This is a genomic window from Pseudomonas sp. LB1P83, from assembly GCF_054897885.1.
Genome location: NZ_CM142709.1, coordinates 5633580 through 5649721, shown reverse-complemented (window position 1 = coordinate 5649721; position 16142 = coordinate 5633580). Strand labels below are relative to the sequence as shown.

Here is a 16142-nt window from a genome sequence, read left to right as displayed (position 1 = left end):
CGTAAGTCCTTCTCCCTCAACTAATCTTTTCTGCATGGCCTGTTGCGTTGTCAACGGCGGCAGTGCGGCCGCGTGTCCGGCATTTGCGCAGCGTGATGACGAACGGCAAAAGATCGGCGCTTGACAAGATTTGGGCGTAAACGTATGTTTCAAACAACTGTTTGACCGTCACAACAAATCAACACGGTCGTTCATTCCCGGTTACATCAGCAGAGGTTTATCGCTATGCCTGACTACAAGGCCCCCTTGCGTGATATTCGCTTCGTTCGTGACGAACTGCTCGGCTACGAAGCGCACTATCAGAGCCTTCCGGCTTGTGCAGACGCAACTCCGGACATGGTTGACGCCATTCTCGAAGAAGGCGCCAAGTTTTGTGAGCAGGTGTTGGCTCCGCTGAACCGCGTGGGTGACACCGAAGGCTGCACCTGGAGCGAGTCTGGCGTTAAAACCCCGACTGGCTTCAAAGAAGCCTACAAGCAATTCGTTGAAGGCGGCTGGCCAAGCCTGGCCCACGACGTAGAGCACGGCGGCCAAGGCCTGCCGGAGTCTCTGGGTCTGGCTGTCAGCGAAATGGTTGGCGAAGCCAACTGGTCGTGGGGCATGTACCCAGGCCTGTCGCATGGCGCGATGAACACCATTTCCGAGCACGGCACGCCTGAGCAGCAAGAGGCTTACCTGACCAAACTGGTTTCCGGCGAATGGACCGGCACCATGTGCCTGACCGAACCGCACTGCGGCACCGACCTGGGCATGCTGCGCACCAAGGCTGAACCTCAGGCCGACGGTTCCTACAAAGTCTCCGGCACCAAGATCTTCATCTCGGCCGGTGAACACGACATGGCCGACAACATCGTCCACATCGTGCTGGCACGTCTGCCGGATGCACCGGCCGGCACCAAAGGCATCTCGCTGTTCATCGTTCCGAAGTTCATGCCGAACGCTGACGGTTCGATCGGCGCTCGCAACGCCGTGACCTGTGGTTCCCTGGAACACAAAATGGGCATCCACGGTAACGCCACGTGCGTGATGAACTTCGACGCGGCCACCGGTTTCCTGATCGGCCCGGCGAACAAAGGCCTGAACTGCATGTTCACCTTCATGAACACCGCACGTCTGGGTACCGCTCTGCAAGGTCTGGCTCACGCCGAGATCGGCTTCCAGGGCGGCCTGAAATACGCTCGTGATCGTCTGCAAATGCGTTCGCTGACTGGCCCGAAAGCGCCGGAAAAAGCCGCTGACCCGATCATCGTTCACCCTGACGTACGTCGCATGCTGTTGACCATGAAGGCTTTCGCCGAAGGCAACCGTGCGATGGTTTACTTCACCGCCAAGCAAGTCGACGTCGTCAAATACGGCGTAGACGAAGAAGAGAAGAAGAAAGCCGACGCACTGCTGGCCTTCATGACGCCAATCGCCAAAGCCTTCATGACTGAAGTCGGCTTCGAATCCGCCAACCACGGCGTGCAAATCTACGGCGGCCACGGCTTCATCGCCGAGTGGGGCATGGAGCAGAACGTTCGCGACAGCCGCATTTCGATGCTGTACGAAGGCACCACCGGTATCCAGGCACTCGACCTGCTGGGCCGTAAAGTGCTGATGACTCAAGGCGAGGCCCTCAAAGGCTTCACCAAGATCGTCCACAAGTTCTGCCAGACCAACGAAGGCAACGAAGCCGTCAAAGAGTTCGTCGAGCCATTGGCTGCGCTGAACAAAGAATGGGGCGAGCTGACCATGAAGGTCGGTATGGCTGCCATGAAGGATCGCGAAGAAGTCGGCGCGGCGTCTGTGGACTACCTGATGTACTCCGGTTACGCCTGCCTGGCTTACTTCTGGGCTGACATGGCGCGCCTGGCTGCCGAGAAACTGGCTGCCGGCACTTCCGAAGAAGCGTTCTACACCGCCAAGTTGCAGACTGCGCGCTTCTACTTCCAGCGCATCCTGCCGCGTACCCGCACTCACGTTGCAACCATGCTGTCGGGTGCCAATAACTTGATGGACATGAAAGAAGAGAACTTCGCGCTGGGCTACTAAGTCTTAACGTCGTTCTTCGCACAGCCGCTATCTCTTTGGGGGTAGCGGCTTTTTTGTTCCTGGGAAAAGTAAAAGCTGTCGCCTGCGATCTTTGATGAGATCCAGGCACTGCCCATCCGGTCTGTAGCCACTGACGCGCCCGATAAAAAAACCTGACAATTGACTCAGTAAGTCGGCATTTCTGCCGTTACAGTAGGTGGGCACAATGCCATCTATTGTCATGACGGTCGGAGCTTTACCCTTGCCGCGTTCTTCCGCTGTACGTTTCAGCCATTTCCTACCGTCGTTACTGCTTTTACTTGCGGGGCTTGCGGCCGCCTACATCAAGGATCTCAACGTCTTCTTCACCTCGCTGTTCAACGTGCTGCCAACTCTGGTGCTGTTGCTCGGCGGCGCGTACTGCGCGGTTTACCGACGTCAGCGCGAGCTGTTTCTGATGGTCACGGTGTACATCGCCTACTTTCTGCTCGATACCCAGACCGACTATTACCGCGACAACGGCAAGGTCCGTGATGACGCGGCGGTGGTTTTCCATCTGTGTTGTCTGTTGTTGCCGCTGTTGTTTGGCGTGTTTGCGGCCTGGCAGGAGCGCACGCATTTGTTTCAAGACATGGTGGCGCGCTTCGCGGTGTTGCTGGCCGTCGGCAGTGTGGCGTTGGGGCTGGAGCAAAGTTATCCCCAGGCCGTGCTGATGTGGCTGTCGGAAATCCGCTGGCCGGCGCTGCATGGCGCCTGGATGAGCCTGATCCAGCTGTCCTATCCCGTATTCATCGCCTCGTTCCTGCTACTGAGCTGGCAGTACTGGCGTAACCCGAGACCTTTGCACGCCGCACAGCTGGTGGGTTTGCTCGGGTTGTTCTGGGCGTTGCCGAAAACTTTCATCCTGCCTTTTACGCTGAACATCATGTGCAGCCAGGTGATGTTGATGATTGCGGCAGCGGTCGCCCACGAGGCCTATCAAATGGCCTTCCGCGACGAGCTCACCGGTCTGCCGGGGCGCCGCGCCTTGAACGAGCGGATGCAACGTCTGGGGCGCAATTACGTGCTGGCCATGAGCGACGTCGATCACTTCAAGAAATTCAACGACACCCACGGACACGATGTCGGCGACCAGGTACTGCGACTGGTCGCCAGTAAGCTGTCGAAAATCGGCGGAGGCGGTAGGGCGTATCGCTACGGCGGTGAGGAATTTGCGCTGGTGTTTGCGGGCAAGACCCTCGAAGAGTGCATGCCGCACCTGGAAGTCATCCGCGAATCCATTGCTACTTACAGTATTCAACTGCGCAACCAAGACGCCCGCCCGCAGGACGACCAACAGGGGCGTCAGCGTCGCGCGGGCTCCGGCGCTTCAAGTGTGTCGGTCACCGTGAGCATCGGCGTTGCCGAGCGCGTGGAGCAGCGAACCCCCGAAAAAGTGCTCAAGTCCGCTGACGAAGCGCTCTACAGCGCCAAGGGCGCCGGGCGAAATTGTGTGGTGGCATTCGGTCAGACTCGCCGTGGCGCGGTGCGCATGGACGGCGCTGCGGGTTGAGTGATGATGGCGCATTCAGCGTCTGGACTGTGATTGTGAGGCAGGGTGGGCGGCAGTAGGTTTGAACGATCTGCTGACGGAGAAACGACCATGCCTGAGTACAAAGCCCCCCTGCGCGACATGCGCTTTCTGATCGACCACGTCTTCGACTTCCACACCAACTACGCCGCGCTGGGTGCCACCGATGCCAGTCCGGACATGGTCAATGCGATCCTCGAAGAAGGCGCGAAGTTCTGTGAGAACGTTCTGGCGCCGCTGAATCGCAGCGGCGACGAAGAAGGCTGCCATTTCGACAATGGCGTGGTGACAACGCCTACAGGTTTCAAGCAGGCCTTCGCACAATACGTGGAAGGCGGCTGGCACGGTCTGGCAGCTGATCCGGCTTACGGCGGCCAGGGTTTGCCAAGCTCCCTGGGCCTGGTCATCAGTGAAATGGTCGGCTCCAGCAATACGTCCTGGGGCATGTACCCCGGCCTGACCCACGGCGCGATGTCGGCCATCCACGCCCACGGCACCGAAGCGCAAAAGAGCACCTACCTGAGCAAACTGACGGCCGGCCAATGGACCGGCACCATGTGCCTGACCGAGGCTCATTGCGGCACTGACCTGGGCATCATCAAAACCCGAGCCGTGCCTTCAGCGGATGGCAGCTACGCGATTTCCGGCAGCAAGATCTTCATCTCGGCCGGCGAACACGACATGAGCGACAACATCATTCATTTGGTGTTGGCCAAACTGCCGGACGCTCCGGCAGGCACCCGGGGCATTTCCCTGTTCATCGTTCCCAAATTCCTACCCGATACCCAGGGTGAAGCCGGCGAGCGCAACGGCGTTTCCTGCGGCTCGATCGAACACAAAATGGGCATCAAGGCCTCCGCCACCTGCGTGCTGAACTTCGACGAGGCCAAGGGATTCTTGATCGGCGAGGCGAACAAGGGCCTGAACTGCATGTTCACCATGATGAACCACGCGCGGCTCGGTACCGGCATGCAGGGTTTGTGTCTGGGTGAGGCGAGTTTCCAGGGCGCCATCAAGTACGCCAACGACCGCCTGCAAATGCGCTCGCTCACCGGCCCGAAAGCGCCGGAAAAAGCCGCCGACCCGATCATCGTGCATCCTGATGTGCGCCGGATGTTGCTGACCATGAAAGCCTTCAACGAAGGCAACCGTGCGCTGACGTATTTCACCGCGCAGCTGCTGGACGTGGCGCATCTGAGCCCGGATGAAACGGCGCGCCAGGACGCCGAAGACCTGCTGGCGTTCCTGACGCCGATCTGCAAAGCCTTCATGACCGACACCGGTCTGGAAGTCACCAATCACGGGATGCAGGTGTTTGGCGGTCACGGCTTCATCCGTGAATGGGGCATGGAGCAGCTGGTCCGCGACTGCCGCATCGCGCCGATTTACGAGGGCACCAACGGCATTCAGGCGCTGGATTTGCTCGGGCGCAAAGTGCTTGGCAGCCAGGGCAAACTGCTGCGTGGTTTCACCAAAATCGTCCACAAATTCTGCGCGGCGAATGCCGAGCACCCACAACTTGCCAGCTATGTGGCGCAACTCAATGGCCTGAATCAGCAGTGGGGCGAGTTGACCACCAAGGTCGGCATGGCCGCGATGAAAAATCCGGATGAAGTCGGTGCTGCGTCGGTGGATTACTTGATGTACAGCGGTTACATCATCCTCGGCTATCTGTGGCTGCGCATGGCGTTGGTGGCCCAGGCGCAACTCGACGCGGGCAGCGGCGATGCTGATTACTGCCGGGGCAAACTGGCAACCAGCGAGTTTTACTTCAAGCGGTTGCTGCCGCGCACCGCCGCTCATCGCGCGGCTATTGAAGCAGGGAGTGATTGCTTGATGCAGCTGCCGGCGGAGATGTTTGCGCTCTGACGATTATTAAAAGCTTCGCGGGCAAGCCTCGCTCCTACAGGTCATCGCCATGCGCAAATTGCGTGATTGACACCGACCTGTAGGAGCGAGGCTTGCCCGCGAATGCGTTCTGGCAGGCGAGAACTATCTCAGCAGAAACTTTGATGACTAAAAATTACAAAAGGGTCATGAGCTGACCCTATGTGTCGTAAAAGTTGTTGGGTTACACTCGGACCCAACGAAAACACCATTCCTACGAATCACCTGTTTAGATCTGCGAGGTTTGCCATGGCTGACTACAAAGCGCCCCTGCGCGATATGCGCTTCGTCCTCAATGAAGTTTTCGAGGTCGCCAAACTCTGGGCCGAGCTGCCTGCGCTGGCCGAAACCGTCGATGCGGAAACGGTCGAAGCCATTCTCGAAGAGGCCGGCAAAGTCACCAGCAAGAGCATCGCGCCCCTGAGCCGTGCGGCTGACGAAGAAGGTTGCCATTGGGCGGACGGTGCCGTCACCACGCCGGCAGGTTTCCCACAGGCTTATCAGACTTATGCCGAAGGCGGTTGGGTCGGTGTCGGTGGCGATCCGACTTACGGCGGCATGGGCATGCCCAAGGCCGTTTCGGCGCAAGTCGAAGAAATGGTCAACTCCGCCAGCCTGTCATTCGGTCTGTATCCGATGCTCACCGCCGGCGCCTGCCTGTCGATCAACGCCCACGCCAGCGAAGCGCTGAAAGCTGCTTACCTGCCAAACATGTACGCCGGGGTCTGGGCCGGTTCCATGTGCCTGACCGAGCCGCACGCCGGCACCGACCTGGGGATCATCCGCACCAAGGCTGAACCTCAGGCCGACGGTTCCTACAAGGTCAGCGGCACCAAGATCTTCATCACCGGCGGCGAACACGACCTGACCGAGAACATCATCCATCTGGTGCTGGCCAAGCTGCCGGACGCGCCGGCGGGTCCGAAAGGGATTTCGTTGTTCCTGGTGCCGAAGTTCATGGTCAACGCCGATGGCAGCCTGGGCGCGCGCAACCCGGCGAACTGTGGTTCGATCGAACACAAGATGGGCATCCAGGCGTCCGCGACCTGCGTGATGAACTTCGACGAAGCCGTGGGTTACCTGGTCGGCGAGCCGAATAAAGGTTTGGCAGCGATGTTCACCATGATGAACTACGAGCGTCTGGGTGTTGGCATCCAAGGCCTGGCTACCGGCGAGCGCTCGTACCAGAATGCCGTCGAATACGCCCGCGATCGCCTGCAAAGCCGTTCGCCGACCGGCGCGCAGAACAAAGACAAGGTCGCTGACCCGATCATCGTCCACCCGGACGTGCGTCGCATGCTGCTGACCATGAAAGCCTCGAACGAAGGCGGCCGTGCATTCTCCACGTACGTGGCCATGCAACTGGACACCGCCAAGTTCAGCGAAGACGCGACCACCCGCAAACGTGCGGAAGACCTGGTTGCACTACTGACGCCAGTGGCCAAGGCGTTCCTGACCGACCTCGGTCTGGAAACCACCGTTCACGGCCAGCAGGTTTTCGGCGGCCACGGTTACATCCGTGAGTGGGGCCAGGAGCAACTGGTGCGCGACGTGCGTATCACCCAGATCTACGAAGGCACCAACGGCATTCAGGCGCTGGACCTTGTAGGACGCAAGATCGTCGGCACCGGCGGGGCGTTCTATAACCTGTTTGCTGACGAGATCCGTCATTTCACCGCGACCGCCAGCGATGAACTGGCTGAGTTCACCAAGCCGCTGAACGATGCCGTCACCACCCTCGACGAACTGACCTCGTGGCTGCTGGACCGGGCGAAAAACAACCCGAACGAAATCGGCGCCGCGTCGGTCGAGTACCTGCAAGCCTTCGGCTATGTGGCGTACGCCTACATGTGGGCATTGATGGCCAAGGCGGCCTTCGGCAAAGAAGCGCAGGACGATTTCTACGCGAGCAAGTTGGGCACGGCGCGTTTCTATTTCGCACGTCTGCTGCCGCGTATTCACTCGTTGAGTGCGTCGGTGAAGGCGGGTAGCGAGTCGCTGTTTCTGCTGGACGCTGCACAGTTCTGACGAAGTCGCGTCATGTAAGCATTCTCTTACATGACGTGCTGCTGTTTTCCCATAGGCGTCGATTGGATCCAGAGCTAATCTACTTCACATGGACGTCGCGCAGGAAGCGCAAAGCAACAACACGGACACGTAGGATTCTGCCAGGACGGCGGAGTGAAATGGATGTCAGGGAAACAGTCTGCAAAGCCCCGCTTCGGCGGGGTTTTCTTTTGCCCGCAGAAAAGTCGTCAGCTCAGCCCGTCGAGCGTAGGCGAGCTGTTCAAGCGGTCGTCCGGCCCGTCATCACTTCCTCCAACAGCGTGCGCAGTAAGGCCAGCGAGGCTTGTTGCCGTTGCACATCCCGACACACCAATCCGACTTTCAGCGGCACTCGCGGCTCGGTCAGCGGTTTCCACAGCAGCTCTTGATTGCCGAGCGCCTTTTGCGAGCGCCCAGGCAGGACGGTGGCCAGTCGGGTGTGGGGCAGACTGTCGAGAATCCCCGCCATGTTGTTCAGTTCTGCCTGCACCTGCGGGCGTCGTCCCAGATTGGCCAGTTGCGTCTGCCAGATCTGCCGCACCTGGAATTCCTCTCCCAGCAACAGCATGGGCAACTCGGCCGCCTGACTCATCGAGACTTTCTTGAATTCGCGCAGCGGGTGGTCCGCCGGGATGACCAGGGTCAGTTCATCTTCGTACAGCAGGACGCCCTGCAAACCGGGCTGACGGGGCGGCAGGTAGCTGATGCCGATGTCGAGTGAACCATTGAGCAGCCGTCGCTCGATTTCCAGACCGGTCAGTTCATAGATCTGCACCACCAGATGCGGCTGCGCCTTGCGCACACGTTCGAGCATCTGCGGTACCAGACTGGTGTGAACCGTCTGCAACACGCCAATGGCCAAGGTGCGTAATGCCTGCCCCTTGAAGTTGCCCAACGCCTCGCGTGCCCGTTGCAGGCCATCGAGCAAGGGCAGTGCGTGGTTGTACAAAGTGTGGGCGGCCAGGGTGGGCAGCAGACGCTTGCTGCTGCGTTCGAACAGGCTCACATCGAGGTTTTGTTCGAGCTGGCGGATCTGCTGGGACAGTGCCGGTTGGGAGATTGAAAGTCGCTCGGCCGCCCGGCCTACGTGGCCTTCTTCGTAGACCGCGACGAAATAACGCAGTTGCTTGAAATCCATAAGGTGCGCTTATCGAAAATGCTGGGAAATCGAAATGGCTCGACGCCTTGCCTGAGCCTAGTCTAACCGCATTCACAAGGCTTACAGGGCCAGAGCGCACGATGAATACCGTTTATGCCGATGGTGTTTACATAGGTAAGGCAAAAAACCTCAAGCGAGGTTTGTCCCGATGAATCTGTTCAACTTGCGTCGCACTCCGCCGAGCCTCGATGACTTGGTCGCAGACACTTTCCAGTCGTCCAGAAGCGACAACTTTTCCAGCGAGTGCCTGATGCCCAGTGTCGAGCGGCCGAAACAGATTTTCGTCCGCGGCCAAGGTTCATGGTTGTGGGACAGCGATGACCGTGCTTACCTGGATTTCTCACAGGGTGGCGGCGCCAATAGCCTGGGCCACAGCCCCTCAGTGCTGGTCAACGCGATCTCGGAACAGGCTCAATCGCTGATCAACCCCGGTTTTGGTCTGCATAACCGCGGCATGCTCAACCTTGCCGAGCGGCTCTGCACCAGCACCAGCAGTGATCAGGCGTACCTGCTCAACAGCGGCACCGAAGCCTGTGAAGCAGCGGTCAAACTGGCACGTAAATGGGGTCAACGCCATCGCGGTGGGGCTTCACGGATCATCGTTGCGAGTAACGACTGCCATGGCCGTAGTCCCGGGACGATTTCACTGTCGGACTTCCACCACGTTCCCTTCAATGATCTTGCAGCGATGCACGCAGCGGTCGATGCCCGGACCGTGGCAATCATGCTCGAACCGATCCAGAGCGAAGCCGGGGTGATTCCGGCCTCCGAGTCCTACCTCAAGGGGGGCGAACGCCTGTGCCGGGAACTGGGGATTCTGTTGGTCCTTGACGAAGTGCAAACCGGTATCGGTCGCTGCGGCACCTTGCTTGCCGAACAGTCCTGTGGCGTTCGAGCAGATATCGTCGTCCTCGGCGAAGGGCTCGGCGGTGGCGTGCCATTGGCCGCGTTGCTGGCGCGAGGCAAGGCCTGCTGTTTCGAGGTGGGCGAACTGACGGGCACGCATCATGGCAATGCGCTGATGACGGCGGCCGGTCTTGCCGTGCTCAACACCATTCAGGACAAAGGGTTTCTCGAGCATGTGAGCGAAACCGGCCAGCATCTGCGCGAAGGCCTGAGTCGTTTGTCCCATCGCTATGGTCACGGCGAGTTGCGCGGGCAAGGGCTGCTCTGGGGACTGACCCTGTCCGACGATTCGGCTGATGCCGTCGTCAAATCAGCGTTGTACGAAGGCTTGTTGCTCAACGCCCCGCAACCCGATTGCCTGCGCTTTACCCCGGCCCTCACCGTCAGCAAAGCCAACATCGACGAAATGCTCCTGCGCCTGTCCCGCGCCTTTTCCCGCGTGCGCACCGCGCAACTGCAGTGCCGCAAAGGGATTGCGGTCTGATCAGACCTTTCCCGCACGAATTCCCGAACCGTCTCGCGGTAATAACGCATCGCCCCACGTTTGATTTTTTCGCGTGGGGCGTTTTTTTGTCTCTGCGTTTTGCCAGATGCAATCAGCGCTTGAGTGACTGCTGGATCAGTGGCTTTTTAGAGCGAGCCGGCAAGGAGTGCCCCGCCAGAGAAACAACAAAATCCAGCGCTTGCTGGATATGAAGGAATTCGTGGAGATACATCATGAGTAAAAAATTCAGAAGTGAAATATCGGAATCGATCCACGAGTCGGCTAGTGCCTTGTTTGCCATCGGTGCAATCAGCAAGGCAACCATGCGCGAATTCGATGAATCATGTCTTGCGACGGTTCCGGACGCGATCCCGGCGGAGCAAATCAAAGCCCTGCGTGAGCGAAACAACGTAAGCCAGCCAGTATTTGCGCGTTATCTAAACACCAGCGCTTCTACGATCAAACAATGGGAGGCCGGTGACAAACATCCCAGCGGCATGGCGCTCAAGTTGCTGAGCATCGTTCAGAAACACGGTCTAGAGATACTTGCGTGAAGAACCGCGCTGAACCCTGACGAACGGCGCGGGTCGATTAGCTGTAGGGCTCACACGAGCCCACTTCAAATCAGGAGCTGCCCCATGGATTTCATTCGCATCATCATCGCCATTCTGTTGCCACCACTGGGTGTGTTTCTGCAGGTCGGTTTCGCCGGCGCGTTCTGGCTGAATATTCTGCTGACGTTGTGCGGTTACATTCCGGGGATCGTGCATGCGGTGTACATCATCGCCAAGCGCTGAAATCTGCGGTGTCAGATAGATCGCTTTCGCGGGCAAGCCTCGCTCCTACGGGGATAACACCGTACCTGTAGGAGCGAGGCTTGCCCGCGAAGGGCGCGACGCGGTTTCAGCTGGCGAGCCCCATCACCCGCCGATAAAACAACCACTCCTGCTCCAGCGCATGAGCCTGATTACCGGCCTTGCGAAAGCCATGGCGTTCGTCCGCGTAGTAATGCGCGTCAACCAGAATGCCGTTGTCCTGTAGCGCCTTGACCATATCGCGAGTCTGTTGCGGCACCACCACGGCATCCAGTTCGCCCTGAAAGAAAATCACCGGAACACTGATGTTGCTCGCATGTAGCAACGGAGTGCGCGCGGCGTAGCGCTCGGCGTCCTGTAGCGGATCGCCAATCAGCCAATCCAGATAATCGCCTTCAAACTTATGGGTCGCCCGGCCCAGTGCAACGGGATCGCTGACACCGTAAAGGCTGGCGCCGGCGCGGAACACCTGCTGAAAGGCCAGCGCACAAAGGGTGGTGTAACCACCGGCACTGCCACCGCGAATAAACGCCTTGTCGCCGTCGATCAAATCCCGTTCTGTGAGATGCGCGACGACTGCGCAGGCGTCCTCCACATCGACGTCGCCCCAACTCAAATGCAACGCCTGGCGATAAGCCCGGCCATAGCCACTGCTGCCGCGATAGTTGAGATCGGCCACGGCGAAGCCGCGTTGCGCCCAGTACTGAATGCGTGGATCAAGCATCGGGTAGCAGGCCGAGGTCGGACCGCCGTGGATGAACACCACCAGCGGCGGTTTCGCCTCGCCGGTCATCGCCGGATAAAAGAAGCCATGAGCCTCGCCCGACCCGCTCGGGTAGCGCAGGGTTTGCGGGACGCTGATCTTCTCAGCCGGTAACGGTGCCAGCCCGCCGGCCAATACCGTGACCTGTCGGGTCTCGCGGTCGATGGCAATGACCGCCGAAGAACTGACCGGCGATGCCGCGATGCAGTAAATGTATTGTTCATCGAGCGCGATATGTCGAAAGCGGCTGTAATCACCGGTGAAATCTTCAGCGGCGTCACCGCAAAGCCCCAACTTGCCAAACCCGCCTTCGGTCCAACTGGCCAGGAAGCTGTCTTCGCCCAGCGGCAACCACGTGCTGCCACCCAACTGCCACGGTGCCGGCCCGTGATCAGCGGCGGCACTCGGAAGTGGGCGCATACCCTCTGCGGATTCCACCCAAGGCTGCCAGTAGCCGCCGCGATCCGTCAGGCAAAACAGTTGGCCGCCGCCATCGAAACGAGGTTGTTGCAGCGACTCTTGAACCGCCTCGCCAGCCACACAACGCGGTTGAGCAAAGCCCCCATCGTTCTGGCGTTCGGCAACCATCAGGCGAGTCGCGGTCCATGGCTGATCCGGGCGGCTCCATTCGATCCACGCCAATCGTTGCGAGTCAGGACTCAACGTCGGTGCGGCATAGAAATCGGCGCCTTCGGCCAGCAGATGACGCCTGCCGTCAGGCACGTCGATCACGACCAGACGATGCCGATCACGGTTCTCTTCAACCGCGAGCACCTGGCCATTGGCAAACTGCAGATCGCCGTAACGGCATTCCCCTGAAGTCAGCACCTCAGGCGTCTCGCCCGCCAGCGATTGTCGATAGAGTTGTTGGTCCGTTTCGTTGACGAAAACGATCCCGTCATCGGTCAGACAAAACGCGCCACCGCCATATTCGTACACTCGGCTGCGCACGCTGAAGCCTGCCGGCGTCAGGCAATGGGCCTGGCCGTCGCGCCAATGCCAGATCCTGCAAGCAGCATCCTCGGGTCGGTACTCGTTCCAGAACAGGCCATGCTTGCCGACCAGCAACTCGGCGAAGTCGATGCCGGCCGCGACGGCCCGGGAGGCGCTGAAGGGTTCAGCTTCTAGCGATGAGGCGTGAATTTCGTTCATTGCGAAAGGCCAGTTGTTCGATGGTCTGGGTCGCGTGCTCGGCTTCTTCGCGGGCCTTGAGAATCACGCCGTGATGTTCCGACTTGCTGCACACCGGGTCGGCATTGCTCGCGTCACCCGTGAGCATGAACGCCTGGCAGCGGCAGCCGCCGAAGTCTTTTTCTTTCTCGTCGCAGGAACGGCACGGCTCGGGCATCCAGTCGTAACCGCGGAAGCGGTTGAAGCCGAACGAGTCGTACCAGATGTGCTGCATGCTGTGGTCGCGCACGTTGGGAAATTGCACCGGCATCTGTCGGGCGCCGTGACAGGGCAGTGCGGTTCCGTCCGGCGTGACCGTAAGAAAGATGCTGCCCCAGCCGTTCATGCAGGCTTTCGGGCGTTCTTCGTAATAGTCCGGCGTGACGAAAATCAGCTTGCACGGATGCCCTTCGGCTGCAAGTTTTGCGCGGTATTCGTTGGTGATGCGCTCGGCGCGGACCAGTTGCTCTTTGGTCGGTAGCAGGCCGACCCGATTGAGCTGTGCCCAACCGTAAAACTGGCATGTCGCGAGTTCGACAAAGTCGGCCTCAAGGGCGATGCACAGCTCGATGATCCGGTCGATCTTGTCGATGTTGTGCCGATGGGTGACGAAGTTGAGCACCATCGGATAACCGTGGGCTTTTACCGCGCGCGCCATTTCCAGCTTCTGCGCGAAGGCCTTTTTCGAACCGGCCAACAAGTTATTCACTTGCTCGTCGCTGGCCTGAAAACTGATCTGGATGTGGTCCAGACCGGCCTTCTTGAAGTCGCTGATTTTCTGCTCGGTGAGGCCAATGCCGGAGGTGATCAGGTTGGTGTAGAAGCCCAGTTTTCGCGCCTCGGCAATCAACTCGGCGAGGTCCTGGCGCACCAGCGGCTCACCGCCGGAAAAGCCCAATTGCGCAGCGCCCATTTCCCGCGCTTCGCGGAACACTTTGATCCACTGTTCGGTGCTCAGCTCTTTGCCTTGCTCGGCGAAGTCCAGCGGGTTGGAGCAGTACGGGCATTGCAGCGGGCAGCGATAGGTCAGCTCGGCCAGCAGCCACAAGGGCAGTCCGATTTCTGGTTTGGGCGGTAACTTGTCTGACGCAGAATCAGGCAAGTTCGATCCAGTGCTGAGCACGGGCAACCTCCATGAATTGCTCGATGTCCTCACCGAGCTCGGGCACACCGGGGAACTGCGCATCCAGTTCGGCGATGATCGCCGCGACATCACGCTGGCCATCGATCAAACCGCCGATCAGCGCGGCGCTTTCATTGAGTTTGATCATGCCTTCCGGGTAGAGCAGCACATGGCCTTTCTGCGCCGGTTCGTACTGGTAGCGGTAGCCCTGACGCCAGGTCGGGGTCTTGCTGCGATCAAAACTCATAAGGTGATTCCTTTATGCCAGACCCGTTGTTCGGTCACGCTGTGATACGGCGGGCGGTTCAATTCGTAGGCCATGCTCATGGCATCGAGCATGCTCCAAAGGATGTCCAGTTTGAACTGGAGAATTTCCAGCATGCGCTCCTGGCCTTCACGCGTCGTGTAATGCTGCAACGTGATCGCAAGGCCGTGCTCCACATCCCGGCGTGCCTGGCCGAGGCGCGTGCGGAAATACTCGTAACCGGTCGGGTCGATCCACGGGTAATGCTGCGGCCAGCTGTCCAGGCGCGATTGGTGGATCTGCGGCGCGAACAACTCAGTCAGCGAGCTGCTGGCGGCTTCCTGCCAACTGGCCCGGCGGGCGAAGTTGACGTAGGCGTCCACGGCGAAACGTACGCCGGGCAATACCAATTCCTGCGAACGCAGCTGATCCGGGTCGAGGCCGACCGCTTGGCCCAGACGTAGCCAGGCTTCGATACCGCCGTCTTCGCCGGGGGCGCCGTCGTGATCCAGCAGGCGCTGAATCCACTCGCGACGGATCTCGCGGTCCGGGCAATTGGCGAGGATCGCGGCATCCTTCAGGGGAATGTTCACCTGATAGTAGAAACGGTTGGCGACCCAACCCTGGATCTGCTCGCGGGTCGCCCGGCCTTCATACATCGCCACGTGGTAGGGGTGATAGATATGGTAATAGGCGCCCTTGGCGCGCAGGGCCGCTTCGAATTCGGCGGGGGACATTGGGGTGTCAGTCATTGCGGTTCTCCGGGAACAACCGGTGGATTTTGTCGTGTCTGGACCGGTCTCATCGCCAGCAGGCTGGCTCCCACAGTTGATCGTATTCCCCTGTGGGAGCCAGCCTGCTGGCGATAGACCGCGCAGCGGTCTCGATGCCCTACAACACAATACTCATGCCGTCATAAGCCACTTCAACATTGCGCCGAGCCAGTTCTGCACGCTCCGGCGAATCCTCATCAAGAATCGGGTTGGTGTTGTTGATGTGGATAAGCACCTTGCGCTGCTTGGGCAACTGCTCCAGCACTTCAAGCATGCCGCCGGGGCCGTTTTGCGCCAGATGGCCCATTTCCCGCCCGGTACGCGTGCCGACGCCTCGGCGCTGCATTTCGTCGTCATCCCACATCGTGCCGTCCACCAGCAGGCAATCGCTGCCGGCCATGATGTCCAGCAGCGGCGCATCGACTTTGCCCAGACCCGGCGCATAGAACAGTTTGCCGCCGGTGTTCAGGTCTTCGACGATCAGGCCGATGTTGTCCCCCGGGTGCGGGTCGAAGCGGTGCGGCGAGTACGGCGGCGCCGCGCTGCGCAGCGGCAACGGGGTGAAGCGCAGGCTCGGGCAGGCCGGGATGGTGAAGCTGCGGTCGAGTTCGATGCGGTTCCAGGTCAGCCCGCCGTTCCAGTGGGTGAGCATTTTGAACAGCGGAAAACCGGTGCTCAGGTCTTCGTGGACCATGTCGGTGCACCAGACCTGATGCGGGCAACCTTCGCGCAGGCTGAGCAGGCCGGTGGTGTGATCGATCTGGCTGTCCATCAGGATGATCGCGCTGATGCCGGTATCGCGCAGGGCGCGGCCCGGTTGCATCGGGGCGTAGCTCTGGAGTTGGACACGGATGTCCGGCGACGCGTTGCACAGAATCCAGTTCACGCCGTCATCGGAAATTGCGATGGACGACTGGGTCCGCGCCTTTGCGTTCAGGCTGCCGTTGCGAAAACCTGCGCAGTTCACGCAGTTGCAGTTCCACTGGGGGAAACCACCGCCGGCGGCAGAACCTAGAATCTGGACAAACATGGGCGCTCCATCATTTCAACGCTGAAAATAAAAACGCCTCGGCAATACCGAGGCGCTGAACCACACGACAACCTTAGCGGCTTGCGAAGTACATGGTGACTTCAAAGCCGATACGCAGGTCGGTGTAAGCAGGTTTGGACCAGGACATGGGAGCGCTCCTTC

Annotated in this window: 14 protein-coding genes; 7 read left to right on the top strand and 7 right to left on the bottom strand. The window is 59.7% G+C overall.

The window, feature by feature from the left end:
* The first annotated feature begins 225 nt into the window (after positions 1-225).
* The 4 genes from ACYZTY_RS25970 to ACYZTY_RS25955 all read left to right on the top strand — a co-directional run bounded on the left by ACYZTY_RS25970 (position 226) and on the right by ACYZTY_RS25955 (position 7495).
* Positions 226-2031: a phenylacyl-CoA dehydrogenase gene (locus ACYZTY_RS25970; protein ID WP_461956010.1), complete on the top strand. Its 1806-nt coding sequence runs from the start codon at positions 226-228 to the stop codon at positions 2029-2031.
* A 241-nt stretch (positions 2032-2272) separates the two neighbouring features.
* The gene (locus ACYZTY_RS25965; protein WP_461959400.1) at positions 2273-3562 is read left to right on the top strand and encodes a GGDEF domain-containing protein; all 1290 of its coding nucleotides are present in this window, start codon (positions 2273-2275) and stop codon (positions 3560-3562) included.
* Positions 3563-3652: 90 nt separating this feature from the next.
* Positions 3653-5449 carry an acyl-CoA dehydrogenase C-terminal domain-containing protein gene (locus tag ACYZTY_RS25960; RefSeq protein ID WP_461956009.1) on the top strand — a complete coding sequence of 599 codons (1797 nt, stop codon included), beginning with the start codon at positions 3653-3655 and terminating at the stop codon, positions 5447-5449.
* A gap of 267 nt (positions 5450-5716) precedes the next feature.
* Positions 5717-7495, top strand: a complete 1779-nt coding sequence (locus tag ACYZTY_RS25955; protein ID WP_461956008.1) for an acyl-CoA dehydrogenase C-terminal domain-containing protein — start codon at positions 5717-5719, stop codon at positions 7493-7495.
* A 259-nt stretch (positions 7496-7754) separates the two neighbouring features.
* On the opposite strand, the gene ACYZTY_RS25950 is transcribed toward ACYZTY_RS25955, so the two are convergent.
* Entirely contained in the window at positions 7755-8651 is an 897-nt protein-coding gene (locus ACYZTY_RS25950; protein ID WP_461956007.1) for a LysR family transcriptional regulator, read from the bottom strand.
* A gap of 169 nt (positions 8652-8820) precedes the next feature.
* Between ACYZTY_RS25950 and ACYZTY_RS25945 the strand changes: the two genes are divergently transcribed.
* The 3 genes from ACYZTY_RS25945 (at position 8821) to ACYZTY_RS25935 (ending at position 10859) form a co-directional block, all read left to right on the top strand.
* Positions 8821-10062 (top strand): aspartate aminotransferase family protein, encoded by a 1242-nt coding sequence (locus ACYZTY_RS25945; RefSeq protein WP_461956006.1) that lies wholly within the window; start codon positions 8821-8823, stop codon positions 10060-10062.
* A gap of 233 nt (positions 10063-10295) precedes the next feature.
* Positions 10296-10616, top strand: coding sequence for a helix-turn-helix domain-containing protein (locus ACYZTY_RS25940; protein WP_461956005.1), 321 nt, complete (start codon positions 10296-10298; stop codon positions 10614-10616).
* Between the two features lie 84 nt (positions 10617-10700).
* Positions 10701-10859 (top strand): YqaE/Pmp3 family membrane protein, encoded by a 159-nt coding sequence (locus ACYZTY_RS25935; RefSeq protein ID WP_007904205.1) that lies wholly within the window; start codon positions 10701-10703, stop codon positions 10857-10859.
* Between the two features lie 106 nt (positions 10860-10965).
* Here ACYZTY_RS25935 and ACYZTY_RS25930 read toward each other — a convergent pair whose 3' ends face one another.
* From ACYZTY_RS25930 to pqqA, 6 genes are all read right to left on the bottom strand, one after another.
* Positions 10966-12792: a S9 family peptidase gene (locus ACYZTY_RS25930; protein WP_461956004.1), complete on the bottom strand. Its 1827-nt coding sequence runs from the start codon at positions 12790-12792 to the stop codon at positions 10966-10968.
* Positions 12758-13912, bottom strand: coding sequence for a pyrroloquinoline quinone biosynthesis protein PqqE (gene pqqE / locus ACYZTY_RS25925; RefSeq protein ID WP_461956003.1), 1155 nt, complete (start codon positions 13910-13912; stop codon positions 12758-12760). The genes ACYZTY_RS25930 and pqqE overlap by 35 nt, the downstream gene beginning before the upstream one ends.
* Positions 13905-14180, bottom strand: a complete 276-nt coding sequence (gene pqqD / locus ACYZTY_RS25920; protein ID WP_461956002.1) for a pyrroloquinoline quinone biosynthesis peptide chaperone PqqD — start codon at positions 14178-14180, stop codon at positions 13905-13907. Before pqqD ends, pqqE begins: the two co-directional genes overlap by 8 nt.
* Positions 14177-14929, bottom strand: a complete 753-nt coding sequence (gene pqqC / locus ACYZTY_RS25915; RefSeq protein WP_194693807.1) for a pyrroloquinoline-quinone synthase PqqC — start codon at positions 14927-14929, stop codon at positions 14177-14179. Before pqqC ends, pqqD begins: the two co-directional genes overlap by 4 nt.
* Before the next feature lie 139 nt (positions 14930-15068).
* Complete coding sequence (gene pqqB, locus ACYZTY_RS25910; RefSeq protein ID WP_461956001.1) at positions 15069-15980, bottom strand: pyrroloquinoline quinone biosynthesis protein PqqB; 912 nt, start codon at positions 15978-15980, stop codon at positions 15069-15071.
* Between the two features lie 73 nt (positions 15981-16053).
* Positions 16054-16128 carry a pyrroloquinoline quinone precursor peptide PqqA gene (gene pqqA, locus ACYZTY_RS25905; RefSeq protein ID WP_009045898.1) on the bottom strand — a complete coding sequence of 25 codons (75 nt, stop codon included), beginning with the start codon at positions 16126-16128 and terminating at the stop codon, positions 16054-16056.
* Between the last annotated feature and the right edge of the window lie 14 nt (positions 16129-16142).

Coding starts and splice junctions, on each gene's coding strand:
- ACYZTY_RS25970 (WP_461956010.1), top strand. CDS start 226: ATGCCTGACTACAAGGCCCCCTTGCGTGATATTCGCTTCGTTCGTGAC.
- ACYZTY_RS25960 (WP_461956009.1), top strand. CDS start 3,653: ATGCCTGAGTACAAAGCCCCCCTGCGCGACATGCGCTTTCTGATCGAC.
- ACYZTY_RS25955 (WP_461956008.1), top strand. CDS start 5,717: ATGGCTGACTACAAAGCGCCCCTGCGCGATATGCGCTTCGTCCTCAAT.
- ACYZTY_RS25950 (WP_461956007.1), bottom strand. CDS start 8,651: ATGGATTTCAAGCAACTGCGTTATTTCGTCGCGGTCTACGAAGAAGGC.
- ACYZTY_RS25945 (WP_461956006.1), top strand. CDS start 8,821: ATGAATCTGTTCAACTTGCGTCGCACTCCGCCGAGCCTCGATGACTTG.
- ACYZTY_RS25940 (WP_461956005.1), top strand. CDS start 10,296: ATGAGTAAAAAATTCAGAAGTGAAATATCGGAATCGATCCACGAGTCG.
- ACYZTY_RS25935 (WP_007904205.1), top strand. CDS start 10,701: ATGGATTTCATTCGCATCATCATCGCCATTCTGTTGCCACCACTGGGT.
- ACYZTY_RS25930 (WP_461956004.1), bottom strand. CDS start 12,792: ATGAACGAAATTCACGCCTCATCGCTAGAAGCTGAACCCTTCAGCGCC.
- pqqD (WP_461956002.1), bottom strand. CDS start 14,180: ATGAGTTTTGATCGCAGCAAGACCCCGACCTGGCGTCAGGGCTACCGC.
- pqqC (WP_194693807.1), bottom strand. CDS start 14,929: ATGACTGACACCCCAATGTCCCCCGCCGAATTCGAAGCGGCCCTGCGC.
- pqqB (WP_461956001.1), bottom strand. CDS start 15,980: ATGTTTGTCCAGATTCTAGGTTCTGCCGCCGGCGGTGGTTTCCCCCAG.